The following is a 13,629-nucleotide window of genomic DNA, read 5'->3' on the forward strand; positions in this document are numbered from 1 at the left end:
CGCTTGCGCGGCGATCAGTCCTTCTTTGGTACCGGCTTCGGCGCCGGAGGGATGATCGTTTGTGTCGGGGCTACGGTCGGTGTTGCCGGCTTTGCCGGGGCTGCCGCGGGCGTTGCCGGTCTTACCGGTTTTGCGCCATCGAGATTTCCAAGAAGGGATGAGATGGCATCGTCGCCGTCGAAGCCGGCTTCCTTCAGCAATTTGTCGAGGATCGGTTTATTCGCCTGATAGGAGAGGAGCTGGCTAGCCAGTCCTTCGCCGAGCCCGATACCGTTTCCGCCGGTCGCTCCGTTTCCGCGGCCGAGCATGCCGCCGGTATCGAATATCCTGATATCGGAGATCTTCTCGATCGGCTTGACCGCCTCGGCGAGCGCCTGCGGAATGATGCGGATCCGTTCGCGGGTGATCTCGAACTCGATGATGGCAGAGCTCAACTTGTTGCGAGCGTCGTTGAGCAATGCCTCGCTCTCAGCCGCGGCCTTGCCGGTTTCGAGAATGCCCTTGGCCTTGATGATCGCCGCATCCGCCTCGGCGGTCGCCAGCGTCTTGATGGCCTCGGCCTGGTCGCTTGCCGCTTGTTTTTCAGCTTCGGCGCCGACGGTGACGGCGGTCGCTTCCGTCTCGGCTTTCTTGCGTGCGTCGATGACGGCAATCTGCTTTTCGCGTTCGGCAATCTCGATCGCCTTGGCGGTGCCGACTTTTTCCTCCGCCGCTATCGCCAGCGCGCGCGCCGTCTCCGCAGCCGCCTTCGCTTCGGATTCTTCACGGCTCTTGTTGGCAACGGCGATGGCGCTTTCCTGTGCCACGATCTGGAGGTCACGCTTGGCCTCGGTTTCGCGTTGCTGGACGGCGCGGGCGGCGTCGATGTTGGCGCTTTCGCGAGCCTGCTTGGCAGATGCCTCGCGTTCGGCGATCGCCTGTTCGGAAGCGATGCGGGCTTCCTCCTCGGCGCGTTTTGCGGCCTGCTCCTGCTGCGCGGTTTCAGCGCGTGTCGCCGCGGATTTGTTGGCGATGTCCCGTTCCTGGCTGAGTTCGGCTTCCCGCTTGGTCCGCTCGATGGTTAGCGATTGCTGGCGGGCCTCGAGATCCTTCTGGGCGATGGCGACTTCGGTGTCGCGAACGATCTCGTTTCGCTCCTTCTTGCGTCCCTCGGTGATGCGGGTCAATGCCGCAAGACCCTGCGCGTCGAAGAAGTTGTTAGCGTTGAAATGCTTGATATCCGTCTGGTCGAGGCGTGTCAGCGACACGGATTCGAGTTCGAGGCCGTTCGACTGGAGATCGGCGCCGACAGCTTCCTGCACGGCCTTGACGAAATCCATGCGCTGTTCCTGCAGCGCGTCGAGATTCATCGTCGCGGCCACCGAGCGAAGGCCGTCGACGAATTTCGCCTCGATCAGGATGCGGAGAGCCTCGGCGTCGTTGGTGCGGTTGCCGAGTGTCTGAGCTGCAAGCGCAATCGAGGAGGCATCGGGTTTCACGCGCACATAGAACTCGGCGCCGATATCGACGCGCATGCGGTCCTTGGTGATCAGTGCATCGCCTTCACCGCGGCGAACCTCGAGCCGCAGTGTCTTCAGGTTAACCCGGGCAGTCGAATGGAAGATCGGCAGGACGACCGAACCGCCGTCGAGCACTACCTTCTGGCCGCCGAGACCGGTGCGCACATAGGCCTCGTCTCTGCTGGAACGCGTGTAAAGCGAGGCGAGGACAAAACCGATGCCGAAGATCAGAACAATCCCAATGCCGGCTGGTAGAATAACGTCGTACATCATTGCTGCTCCCTCAAAGATTGATTGTCCGCATCGGTGGGGTCGACCGGCGCGGGAATGGCGATAAATACATTTGCCTTGTGATCCACGAGAAGAACCGAAGCGCCGATCGAGAGTGGACCTTCGCCCTTGGCGGCTCGGGCTCGAAGCACATGCCAGTTTCCATGCTGATCCTTGACGCGGACGCGGCCCGGCAATCCCTGATCGAGCGGGCCGATCGACACCTCGGCTGTCCGGCCGAGCAAGGCGTCGAGATCGACCGCATAGGTTTCGTCGTGCGGTACGATCCGCGCCACGGTTCTGCTCGATGCCCTGACCATGGGGATGGTTGCGAGCGCGGCAGGTATGACGGCTATCAAGCTTGGCAGCGGCGCCCAGAAGGCGTTGGCGACGGCCTGCAACGCAAAGCCCGTCATCGCGAAGAAGCCGAGCGTCAGCATCATGAGAATCAGCAGCGGAACACCGCCGAGATTGAGCCAGGAGAGATAAGCCAGGATGCCGTCATGGCCATGAACCTCCGGCTTTCCCAGGAATTCCGTCATCGAAAAACCCATGACCATCGCGAGCATCTCGATCGCGGTCAGGCCGACAAGGATCGCTGCGGCGATGGCGAAGGGCGCACATTCAGGGGCGAAAAGGAGTGCCATCGTGTTATCGGTTATCCGCCTTGAAGCGTGCGAGCCGGGCTTCGATTGCCTGTTCGCGGTGCAGTCGGTCGAGTTCGTCCAATTCGGAACTGTGGCCATGCTCGCCAGCGGGAACTCCGGTCAGCCGCGAGACCGCCGCAGCAGCGCGCGCAGCATCTGCACCCGGTGCGGGCTGGCTGTGACCGGCCGCTGCCTGTTCGGGATGCCGGGCGAGACTGCGTTTGAAATCGGCAAGGCGGGCGTCCGCCTCGCGGCGTGTGGCGAGCACGGCCTGCAAGGCTTTCTGGCCTTCATCCAACTGTTCCCTGGCATCGGCCAGCGCCTTGTCGAGCGCTGCGATCTGGGATTCGAGATCGATCTGACGGGCGACGCCGGCCTTTGCCAGGTCATCCCTCCCGGAGGAGACGGCGAGGCGGATCTTCTGGTCGAGCGCGTTCATGTCTTCGACGATTTCGTCTCTGCGGCTCTGGATGCGGTATTCCTCCGCGCGCGCCTTGCCGAGATCGGTGCGGGCCTCATCAGCCGCCGCATCGATCTCGCGGACCGCCTGTTCGATGACGGCGATCTTGTTGACGCCTTCCGCCTTGTCGACCGCCGCATTCGCGATGCCCGCGATCAGGCGACCCATGCGTGAGAGAATGCCTTCGTTCGTCATGTTTTCCTCCATCCGAGCGGAATTCGGCGTGACGCCGATGTGAATCTCGTAACGGTCCTGGCCCGCAACGAGGTAGGCTGGAAAAATACTCTCCCATCCCCGTGAATAACCCGCGACATCGAAGGGCACGGCAACGCGTCCGTGCACCGTGGCGATCGTCAGGTCCGAGGGGCCTTTGATGGCGAAGAGCTTGTCATCGAGCGGCAGATGCGGCGGATCGGCGGTCACGCCGCGATTGGCGGCGAAATCGCGAAGGCCGAGCGTGACCAGCCTTGCCGGCAGGCCCGTCTGCTCGCGGACAGTTTCATAGGCAAGGTCATGCAGCACGACGAGATTGGCGCCCGCCTTATCGGCAACGAGGCTGGTCAGGATTTCGATCATCCTGAGGTAGGCGGCAATGGTGTCGTCCAGCGCGTGCCGGGCACTGTCGTCAGGCGCCAGCGTGTAGCGCAGCAGCGATGGATGCGGTGTCTTGCCTGTGGTAGCCATAGGCAAAACATAAAGCACCGCTTTTGTGCTTTCAAGAGGTCGCGCTAAAAATACAACCTAGCCTTAACGCGCAGTTAGAAGGACTGAGGGCAGCGTCCAGTATCGAGATATTTAGGGAGCCGTTGCTGCGTCCGTCGCTGGCGGCAGGTCACTGCCGCCCGTCGATGATCGATGAATTCACGTCGTTGATGTCGCGTTTGCCGCAGAGCGCCATGGTGATGTCCATCTCCTTGCGGATGATGCCGAGCGCCAGAGATACGCCTTCCTTGCCCATGGCGCCGAGGCCGTAGAGGAAGGGGCGGCCGATATAGGTGCCCTTGGCGCCGAGCGCCACAGCCTTCAGCACGTCCTGGCCGGAGCGGATGCCGCCGTCGAGATGGACCTCGATACGGTCGCCGACGGCGTCGACGATCTTCGGCAGCATGCTGATCGATGAGGGGGCTCCGTCAAGCTGACGCCCGCCATGATTGGAGACGACGATCGCATCGGCGCCGGTGTCGACGGCGGCCTTCGCATCCTCCGGATCGAGTATGCCCTTGATGATCAGCGGGCCGCCCCATTGTTCCTTGATCCAGGCGACATCCGCCCAGGAAAGCCGCGGATCGAACTGCTCATGTGTCCAAGCGGCGAGCGAGGCGATATTGGTTACATTTTTCGCATGGCCAACGATATTGCCGAAGTTGCGGCGCTTGGTCTGCAGCATGTCCAGGCACCAGAAGGGCCGGGTCGCCATCTGCCAGACATGTTTCGGGGTGAATTTCGGCGGCGCCGACAGGCCATTGCGCAGGTCCTTATGCCGCTGGCCGAGGATCTGCAGATCAGCCGTCAGCACCAGCGCCGAGCATCCGGCCGCCTTAGCGCGGTTGATGAGATTGAGGACAAAATCCTTGTCCCTCATCACGTAGAGCTGGAACCAGAAGGGGCGTGTCGTCGCTGACGCCACGTCCTCGATCGAGCAGATGCTCATCGTCGAAAGCGTGAAGGGAACGCCGAACTCCTCGGCAGCGCGTGCCGCCAGCATCTCGCCGTCGGCATGCTGCATGCCGGTCAGGCCGGTCGGCGCCAGGGCCACGGGCATCGACACTTTTTGGCCGATCATCGTCGTTTCCAGCGTGCGGTTGGTCATGTCGACCATCACCCGCTGGCGCAGCTTGATCTGGCTGAAATCGCTCTCGTTTGCCGCATAGGTCGATTCCGTCCAGGCACCCGAATCCGCATAGTCGAAAAACATCTTCGGCACACGGCGCCGTGCGAGCTTTTTCAAGTCGGCGATGGTGAGCGGAGTGGCCATGAATTGAACCTTCACGTCTGAATACGGCCATCGGCCATAACATGAAATTGGCAGAAGCGTTATGGGAAATTGGCCTTGTCGGACAGCTGTTACGGGGTGATTTCAAGAGCAACGAGATGTGTCATCGTAGCTGCGCTTTCAACGCAACACCGGCCACATAGGTCTCTGCAACAGCTCGGTCGTCGCCCATCGTCTGCAGTAGGAAAAGCTCCTCGGGCAGCGTCTTAACCACTTCCATCTTTAGTGCCATCGCCGATGTCGCCGTCGCATCGAGGACGACGAGATCGGCCTCGGTGCCGGGTTCCAGCGTGCCGATCCGGTCCGCCAGCGACAGGGCCTCGGCATTGCCACGCGTCATCAGGTAATAGCTTTCCAGCGGGTTCAGCCGTTCGCCGAGCAACTGCTGGATCTTGTAGGCCTCGTCCATCGTCCGCAGCATCGAATAGCTGGAACCGCCGCCGATATCGGTCGCTACCCCGATGCGAACAGGCTTTTCCCGCCGCGCCAGCGCCTTCAGCGGAAACAGGCCGGAGCCGAGGAAGAGGTTCGAGGTCGGGCAGTGGACGGCGACGGCACCTGCCTCGCTCATGGCATCGGCTTCGCGCTCGGACAGGTGGATGGCATGGCCGAAGAGGCTTTTCGGCCCGAGCAGGCCGTAGTGGGCGTAGATGTCGGTATAGTCGAGCGCGTCGGGATAAAGCTCGCAGGTGAATTTGATTTCGTCGTGGTTTTCCGAAAGATGCGTCTGGATGTGCATGTCGGGAAATTCACGGGCAAGCGCTGATGTCGCTTCCATCTGCGCCGCTGTCGAGGTGATGGCGAAGCGCGGAGTGATGGCGACGTGGTTGCGGCCCTTGCCGTGCCAGTCCGATATCACCTGGCGGGTCTCGTCATAGCCCATCTCGGGCGTGTCGAGCAGGCCTTGCGGGGCATTGCGGTCCATCATCACCTTGCCGCCGACCATTCGCATGTTGCGCCTCATCGCCTCGGCAAAGAAAGCGTCGGCCGAGGTCTTGTGCACGGAGCAATAGGCGACCGCCGTCGTCGTGCCGTGGCGGATCAACTCGTCGTAGAAATGCGTGGCGATCCTTTCGGCATGCGCGCTTTCGACGAAACGGCATTCCTCGGGAAAGGTATAGGTATTCAGCCATTCGAGCAGGTTGGCGGCGTAGGAGGCAATCACCTGCATCTGCGGAAAATGCAGGTGCATGTCGATGAAGCCCGGCATGATCAGATGCGGGCGGTGGTCGATTTCGGTCGTGTCCGCGGCTGCTTTTGCCTTGACGTCGGCATAGGGGCCGATAGCCGTGATCAGCCCATCTTCGACCAACAGGCCGCCATCCTCTTCGTAAAGGTAGCTTTGGCTGTCAACGAGGCTTAGCGGCGCGCGATGGAAGGAAAGCAGGCGGCCGCGCAGGAGTGTCGTCGTCATTGTTTCTTGCCTTCGACTGCGCTCTCGAACCAGGCGACCAGCAGCTTGCGCTCGTCCGGCGTGATGTCGGTGATGTTGCCGGGCGGCATGGCATGGCTGCGGCCCGCCTGTATATAGATCTCACGGGCATGGGCGGCGATTTCCGCGTCGTTTTCGAGCATCACGCCATTGGGTGGCCGCACGATACCCTCATACACCGGCTCGGCCGCGTGGCACATGGAACAGCGCGTCGAGACCAGTTGTTTGACGGCGGGGAAATGCGGATCGCCGGCGAATTGCTGGAAGGCGGGCGCGACCGCCGCCGCATCCGTTTCGCCCGTCAGCAGCTTCGGCACGGTCGAAAGCCACATGATCAGGATGAAAAGAATGACGGTGACGATCCAGGTCCAGGTCGGCCGGCCCTTCCTGGCATGCGTGGTGTTGAACCAGTGGCGGATGGTGACGCCCATCAGGAAGACCAGAGCCGCAATCACCCAGTTGAACTGCGTACCGAAAGACAGCGGGTAATGGTTCGACAGCATGAAGAAGATGACGGGCAGCGTCAGGTAGTTATTGTGTAGCGAGCGCTGCTTGGCGACCTGCCCATATTTGGGATCGGGAACCCGTCCGGCGATGAGGTCGGCGACGACGATCTTCTGGTTCGGAATGATGATCATGAAGACGTTGGCCGACATGATCGTCGCGGTGAAGGCGCCGAGATGCAGGAAGGCGGCGCGGCCGGTGAAAAGCTGCGTATAGCCCCAGGCCATGAAGACGAGCACGACATAGAGCACCGCCATCAGTCCCCAGGTGTTCCGCCCGAGCGGCGACTTGCAGAGCAGATCGTAGACGACCCAGCCGAGGGCAAGCGATGCCAGCGAGATCAGGATCGCGACGGGCGGGCTGATATCCAGCACATGCCGGTCGATCAGGAAGAGGTCGGCGCCGCCGTAATAGACGATGCACAGCATCAGGAAGCCTGATATCCAGGTGAAATAGCTCTCATATTTGAACCAGGTCAGGTGCTCCGGCATCTGGGCGGGCGCCACCAGATATTTCTGGATATGATAGAAGCCGCCGCCATGGACCTGCCATTCCTCGCCATAGGCGCCGGGCGGCAGATGCGGGCGTTTCACCAGTCCGAGATCGAGCGCGATGAAATAGAAGGACGATCCGATCCAGGCGATCGCGGTAATGACATGGAACCAGCGCGCCGCGAAGGCGAGCCATTCCCATGCTATGGCATATTCATACATCGAGTTCCCCTATCTTCCTCCGACTCGTGACATTGCGGAAATTTTGGCGGGGAGGGAAGAGGAGATTGAAGGACCACACGCTCAATCGCTGACGCGGCCAAAGGAGCAATGGAATGATCACCGCACTCTACAGCGATCAGGTCATCGCCGAAAACGCGCCGATGGACCGCCGGCTTGCCGCGCTCGTCCTCGCGCGCGGAAACCGCATCGGCTACATCGCATCCGGTCCGGACCCGCAGCGGGAGTCTTTCAACGAGAAACGGCGGTATTATCGCAGCTACGGGCTTTCCCTCGATCTCTTCTTCGATCTCGACGTGCTTTCCGGTGACGAAGAGATCGGCCGGCTGTTTTCCTGCGACGCCATCCATCTTTCCGGTGGGCATACCGGCGATTTTCTGAGACGGCTGCGCCGAAACGGCATGCTGGACAAGCTGCGCTCATGGGCATTGGACGACGGCATTCTCGTCGGAACCAGCGCCGGGGCGATTTTGATGACGCCGACCATCGCCGTCGACGCGCTCTTTTCCGGCGGTCCGCCTGATGCGGTGCAGGATGGCGCGGCTCTTGATCTCTTGCCCTTCGAATTCTTCCCGCATCTGAACGACGATCCCGGCTATCTCTCCGCGCTGCTGCGCTACAGCGAGACGACGGCAAGACCCATTCTCGCGTGCCGGGACGGCGAAGGTCTCATCCTCGGCAACGGGTTCGTCGAGATCTTCGGCGCTCCGCTGACGATTTCCGGCGGTTTTGCCGAAGCTGCCGATCGCAGCCGCATCGCCGATCTGCTGTCGCGTGCCTAAAAGCTGCCGAGAAGGCTGTGTATTATCTCTGCCTCATACTTGATCTGCTAATTCAGCAGGCCTTGAACTACGACGACTCGATTACAGTTATTTTGCGGGCCGCCGGAATAAAATAAGAACCGTTAGATCATCGGCGGCGCATTCATCGACGGAGAAGATGCCCATGCGCAGCATTCTGACGTGTGTGATGATTGCGTATGCGTCGTTGGCGACGGCTCACGACGCACCTTCGGGGTGGAGTTATGACCCCTATTGTTGCAACGGCAACAGTCATAATGGCGATTGCCAAATGATCCCTTCGAAAAGCGTGGCGGTGACGCCAGGCGGATATCGTGTGACGCTGATGCCGGGCGACCACCGGCTGGTCACCCATGCTCATGTCTTCCTGCTGCCGATGACGAAGGCGATGCAATCCGGCGACAACGACTATCATCTCTGTCTGTTCCCGAACGAGGACACGCCGCGCTGCTTCTATGCGCCGGAAATGGGATTTTGAAGCCGAGCCAGCGGACCGGACCCGGCTCACGAACCGGGTCCGGCATGTCGTTGTCTGAAATTGGCTGCACATTTTTAGGTGACATGTATCAATTTCCGGCTGCCTTCATCTCTTCGAGGATCCAGTTGCGGAAGGCCTTGATCTTGGGCACGTTGCGACGGTTTTCCGGGTAGACGAGCCAGTAGGCTTTGCCGTCGCTGCGGGTCAGTTCGAAGGGTTGATAGAGCCGGCCGAGCGCGATCTCGGCCGCATAGAAGGCAGGATGAAGGATGGCGACGCCATGGCCGGCGATCGCCGCATCGGCTTCCACCGCCTGAGAGCCGAGCTGGTTGCGCGGACGCCGATCGAGATCCGTCTCCGTAACGCCGGCTGCCTCGAACCATTGTTTCCACCAGATGTCGCCGGCGTCGAAGAGGTCGAAGTTCAGGAGATCGCGTGGCTCCCTGATGCCGCCTGCCGCCTCCGCCAGCTTCGGGCTCAGCATCGGCGTAAACTCCAGTCCCATCAGCCGGTGCAGCGCCAGCCCCGGCCAGTTGCCGTCGCCCCAGCGGATGCCGACATCGATCTGCTCGCGGGCGAAGTCGATGATATCCGAACTCGCCTGAAAGCGCACCGCGATGGCCGGATGCTTCAAGTGGAAGGAGCCGAGGCGCGGCGCCAGCCACTTCGAGGCGAAGGTATGGGTCGAACTGATGGCGAGCGTGCCTTCGACGCTGTCGCGGGCCGTTGCCATCGCGTCGTGCAGCATAGCGAAAGCTTCGGTCACCTTCGGCGCCAGCCGCTCGCCGGTGTCTGTCAGTGCGATCTGGCGGGGACGGCGCAGGAAGAGCGGCTCGCCGACATTCTCCTCCAGCAGCTTGATCTGGTAGCTGACGGCGGTCTGCGTCATGCCGAGCTCATCGCCCGCCTTGGTGAAACTTCCGAGCCGGGCAGCGGCCTCGAAGACGCGCAACGCATTCAGCGGGAATTGTTTGGACAGTTTCATGGATAAGTTCTCTTGATGCAGGCAGACGGTTGTTCGATTGGAATTGCAGCATTTTTGGCCGCAAACTGCAACTCATACCATCAAACTATCGAGGTGATGTCATGGATTGCTATGCTATCGAACAGAGCCCGCCGCAGCCGACCATCGGAATTTTCCGGCGCATCGGCGGCCGGCTGGCGCGGATCTGGCGCATGCCCAGCCTCGATCCCGACACGGCGCCCGATCGCGTCAAGCGCGATCTCGGTTTCCTCGACGGGCGCGATCCCTATTACGAAGACGAGCGCATGCGGTAGGCGCCAAGCGCCGTCAGGATCTCGGCGGCGGTCATGGCGGCGATCACTTCAGGGCGCTTGTCCCTGACCGCCGCGCCGCCGATCGGCAGCGTCAGCCGCTCGAGCCAGGCACGCTCACCGCCGCCTTCACGGGAAAGCCAGCTGGCGAAGGTGGCGCGCTTGGTTGCCGAGCCGATCATGCCGGCATAGGCGAGATCCGTTCTTTCCAGCGCTTCGCGGGCGATGAGGAAATCCAGCGCGTGGTCGTGCGTCAGGATGACGACCGCGCCGCCGGCCGGAATATCCTTCACCAGCGCTTCGGGCATCGGCACGAGCTGCGCCTTCGTCTCGGGAGGCAAATTGGCGAGTTCCTCCTGCCGTGTTTCGACGACCGTCACCGAAAGCGGCAGCGGCGCAAGGGTTGTTGCCAGCGCCCGGCCGACATGGCCGGCGCCGAAGAGATAGACCTCGGGCAGGCGCTCGATCTCACTGGTTAGCCTGGCCTCGATTTCTTCGGCAACCGCCTGCGTCACCCGGCGAAACCACAATTGCGTGCGCCCACCGCAGCACTGACCGATGTCGGGCCCGAGCGGGATATCCATCTCCGCCATCCCGCCGGTTCCTGCCAACATGTCCCGCGCATTCGCGATCGCCATGAATTCGAACTGGCCGCCGCCGATCGTGCCCCACAATGCGGTTTGCGATACCAGCATGAAGGTGCCGGCCTCGCGTGGGGTCGAGCCCTGCGTGCCGGTGATGTCGACGAGGATGCTGTCGGGGTGGGCGGTGAGGAAGGGGAGGATGTCGGTCATCGGTGGATGGTCGATGCGTTGGTAGGTGTGTCACCCCCCTCTGTCCTGCCGGACATCTCCCCCACAAGGGGGGAGATCGGTATGAGGCGGCGGCCTCCCGGAACAGAGAAATCGTAGCGTAGAACCGAACTTTGGTGATGTAGCGGCAGGATAGCGAGGCGCAGAGCATACCGTCTTGCTGATCTCCCCCCTTGTGGGGGAGATGTCCGGCAGGACAGAGGGGGGTATCGCTCACTCCAAGCTCTCTGCCCGTCCTGCTCAACCAACAAACGAGCCGGACGCGTTTCCATCTCTTACACCCGCTTCATCCGCTCGACCGCCATCAGCACCCGTTCCGGCGTCGCCGGGGCGTCGAGCCTCGGGCAGACCTTGTAGTTGGCCACACTTGCTACCGCCATCGACAAGGCTTCCAGTACCGAGATCGCCAGCATCAAGGGTGGCTCGCCGACGGCCTTGGAGCGGCCGATGGCGGCCTCAGTGTTCTCGGACCATTCGGCAAGGCGCACGTTGAAGATCTTCGGACGGTCGGAAGCGAGCGGGATCTTGTAGGTCGAGGGGGCATGGGTGCGCAGCCGGCCCTTGTCGTCCCACCAGAGTTCTTCCGTCGTCAGCCAGCCCAGTCCCTGCACGAAGGCGCCTTCGACCTGGCCTATATCGATCGCCGGATTCAGCGAGCGGCCGACATCGTGGAGGATGTCGGTGCGGTCGATCAGATATTCGCCCGTCAGCGTGTCGATCGAAACCTCGGTGCAGGAGGCGCCGTAGGCGAAATAATAGAAGGGCGTGCCGCGGCCGGCCTTGCGGTCCCAGTGGATCTTCGGCGTCTTGTAGAAACCGGCGGCAGAAAGCTGGACGCGGGCGAAATAGGCCTGCTTGATGAAATCGGGGAAGGGGATCTCGATCTCGCCGACGCGCACGCGGTTCGGCAGGAAGACGACGTCGGCGGCCCCAACATCCCATTTCTCGGCGGCAAAGGCGACCAGCCGTTCCTTGATCTGGCGGGCGGCGTCATAGGCGGCCATGCCGTTCAAGTCCGAGCCGGAGGAGGCGGCGGTGGCCGAGGTGTTCGGCACCTTGGCCGTCGTCGTCGCGGTGATCTTGACGCGATCGATATCGACCTGGAAGCTGTCGGCCAGCACCTGCGCCACCTTGGTATAGAGGCCCTGGCCCATTTCGGTGCCGCCATGGTTCAGGTGGATCGAGCCGTCCTGGTAGATGTGGACGAGGGCGCCGGCCTGGTTGAAGGCGGTCATGGTGAAGGAGATGCCGAATTTCACCGGCGTCAGCGCGATGCCCTTTCTGATATAGCGGCTGTCGCGGTTGAAGGCGATGATGGCGTTGCGCCGCGCCCGGTATTCGGCCGTTTCCTCCAGCTCCTCGACGATGCGGGCGATGATGTTGTCCTCAACCTCCTGATGGTAGGGGGTGAGTATGCGCTCCGAACCCGGCTGACCGTAGAAATTCAGCTTGCGGACATCGAGCGGGTCTTTGCCGACGGCATAGGCGATCTCCTCGATGAAGCGTTCGGCGCCGAGCATGCCCTGCGGCCCGCCGAAGCCGCGAAAGGCGGTGTTGGAGACGGTGTGCGTCTTCAACGGCTTCGAGGTCAGATGCACATGCGGATAGAAATAGCTGGAATCGGCATGGAAGAGGGCACGGTCGGTCACCGGCCCAGAGAGGTCGGAGGAGAAGCCGCAGCGCGCCGCATAGGTGGCGTCGACCGCATGGATGCGGCCTTCGGCGTCGAAGCCGAGTTCGTAATCGACGAGGAAATCGTGGCGCTTGCCGGTGGCGCTCATATCCTCGTCACGATCAGGGCGGAATTTGATCGCGCAGCCGAGCTTTTTGGCGGCGATGGCGGCGAGGGCTGCGAACTGATTGCCTTGCGTCTCCTTGCCGCCGAAGCCGCCGCCCATGCGGCGCACATTGACGGTCACGGCGTTCGAAGGAATGTCGAGCACGTGGCCGACGATGTGCTGGATCTCGCTCGGGTGCTGCGTCGAGGACCAGACGGTGACCTCGTCGTCCTCGCCGGGGATCGCCACGGCGATATGGCCTTCGAGGTAGAAATGCTCCTGCCCGCCGATGCGCATCTGACCTTTCAGACGCATGGCAGCATTGGTCATTTCCGTGTCCGGCTCGCCGCGCCGCAGCGTCATCGGGGTGATGACGAGCGGGCTGCCATTGGCGAGGGCGCCGTCGATATCGCTCCAATGCGGCAGGTCGCGATAGTCGATCTTTGCCAGTAGCGCGGCGCAGCGGGCGGCATCACGCGTCTCGGCGATGACGGCAAAGATCGGCTGGCCGTGGAACTGAACCAAGGTTTCAGCCAGCAGCGGCTCGTCATGGCTCCCGTTTGAGCTGACGTCGTTGACGCCGGGCACGTCCTTGCCGGTGAAGACCCAGACGACGCCGGGATAGGCGGCGACCGCGGAAAGGTCGATGCTGAGGATTTCGGCATGCGCCCGGTCGGAGAGGCCGAGGGCGCCATGCAGCAGACCTGCGGGTTCGGGAATATCGTCGATATAATCGGCGGTTCCGGTGACATGCTTATGCGCTGAATCATGCCGCAGCGAGCCGTGCATCGGGCCTGCGATGATGGCCTTGCGGTCTTCGAAGGTGGATTTGTCCATTAGATACCTCCTTCGCGAGAACGTGTGGTGCCGTGCGGCCCCCTCATCCGCCCTTCGGGCACCTTCTCCCCGAGGGGAGAAGGGGGAAAAGAGACGGCGCGGCAGTCCCTTCT

The 13,629-nt window shown here is 62.1% G+C and carries 12 protein-coding genes; 3 read left to right on the plus strand and 9 right to left on the minus strand.

The window, feature by feature from the left end:
• Nucleotides 1–14: 14 nt before the first annotated feature.
• From HX899_RS10585 to puuD, 6 genes are all read right to left on the minus strand, one after another.
• Nucleotides 15–1,772 (minus strand): flotillin family protein, encoded by a 1,758-nt coding sequence (locus HX899_RS10585; RefSeq protein ID WP_138330311.1) that lies wholly within the window; start codon nt 1,770–1,772, stop codon nt 15–17.
• Complete coding sequence (locus HX899_RS10590) at nt 1,769–2,416, minus strand: OB-fold-containig protein (RefSeq protein WP_138330312.1); 648 nt, start codon at nt 2,414–2,416, stop codon at nt 1,769–1,771. The genes HX899_RS10585 and HX899_RS10590 overlap by 4 nt, the downstream gene beginning before the upstream one ends.
• A gap of 4 nt (nt 2,417–2,420) precedes the next feature.
• A complete protein-coding gene (locus HX899_RS10595; protein ID WP_181292398.1) occupies nt 2,421–3,578 on the minus strand; it encodes a PspA/IM30 family protein in 1,158 nt (385 codons plus the stop codon).
• A 130-nt stretch (nt 3,579–3,708) separates the two neighbouring features.
• A complete protein-coding gene (locus HX899_RS10600; RefSeq protein ID WP_138330314.1) occupies nt 3,709–4,851 on the minus strand; it encodes an alpha-hydroxy acid oxidase in 1,143 nt (380 codons plus the stop codon).
• A gap of 121 nt (nt 4,852–4,972) precedes the next feature.
• Entirely contained in the window at nt 4,973–6,283 is a 1,311-nt protein-coding gene (gene guaD / locus HX899_RS10605) for a guanine deaminase (protein WP_138330315.1), read from the minus strand.
• The gene (gene puuD, locus HX899_RS10610; protein WP_138330316.1) at nt 6,280–7,518 is read right to left on the minus strand and encodes a urate hydroxylase PuuD; all 1,239 of its coding nucleotides are present in this window, start codon (nt 7,516–7,518) and stop codon (nt 6,280–6,282) included. The genes guaD and puuD overlap by 4 nt, the downstream gene beginning before the upstream one ends.
• Nucleotides 7,519–7,631: 113 nt before the next feature.
• Here puuD and HX899_RS10615 point away from each other — a divergent pair, with 113 nt between their 5' ends.
• On the plus strand, nt 7,632–8,318 hold the full coding sequence (locus tag HX899_RS10615; protein ID WP_171598471.1) for a Type 1 glutamine amidotransferase-like domain-containing protein: 687 nt from the start codon (nt 7,632–7,634) through the stop codon (nt 8,316–8,318).
• Between the two features lie 163 nt (nt 8,319–8,481).
• Nucleotides 8,482–8,814: a hypothetical protein gene (locus tag HX899_RS10620; protein WP_138330318.1), complete on the plus strand. Its 333-nt coding sequence runs from the start codon at nt 8,482–8,484 to the stop codon at nt 8,812–8,814.
• 88 nt (nt 8,815–8,902) lie between these two features.
• Here the strand turns inward: HX899_RS10620 and gcvA are convergent, their stop codons facing one another.
• Complete coding sequence (gcvA, locus tag HX899_RS10625) at nt 8,903–9,799, minus strand: transcriptional regulator GcvA (RefSeq protein WP_011653043.1); 897 nt, start codon at nt 9,797–9,799, stop codon at nt 8,903–8,905.
• Nucleotides 9,800–9,900: 101 nt separating this feature from the next.
• Between gcvA and HX899_RS10630 the strand changes: the two genes are divergently transcribed.
• The gene (locus HX899_RS10630) at nt 9,901–10,092 is read left to right on the plus strand and encodes a hypothetical protein (protein WP_181292399.1); all 192 of its coding nucleotides are present in this window, start codon (nt 9,901–9,903) and stop codon (nt 10,090–10,092) included.
• Here the strand turns inward: HX899_RS10630 and xdhC are convergent.
• Nucleotides 10,068–10,883 (minus strand): xanthine dehydrogenase accessory protein XdhC, encoded by an 816-nt coding sequence (xdhC, locus tag HX899_RS10635; protein ID WP_181292400.1) that lies wholly within the window; start codon nt 10,881–10,883, stop codon nt 10,068–10,070. The genes HX899_RS10630 and xdhC overlap by 25 nt on opposite strands.
• 293 nt (nt 10,884–11,176) lie before the next feature.
• The gene (gene xdhB / locus HX899_RS10640; protein ID WP_181292401.1) at nt 11,177–13,516 is read right to left on the minus strand and encodes a xanthine dehydrogenase molybdopterin binding subunit; all 2,340 of its coding nucleotides are present in this window, start codon (nt 13,514–13,516) and stop codon (nt 11,177–11,179) included.
• Nucleotides 13,517–13,629: the final 113 nt, after the last annotated feature.

The sequence above is a fragment of the Rhizobium sp. WYCCWR 11146 genome, from assembly GCF_013591995.1.
Taxonomy (GTDB): Bacteria; Pseudomonadota; Alphaproteobacteria; order Rhizobiales; family Rhizobiaceae; genus Rhizobium; species Rhizobium indicum.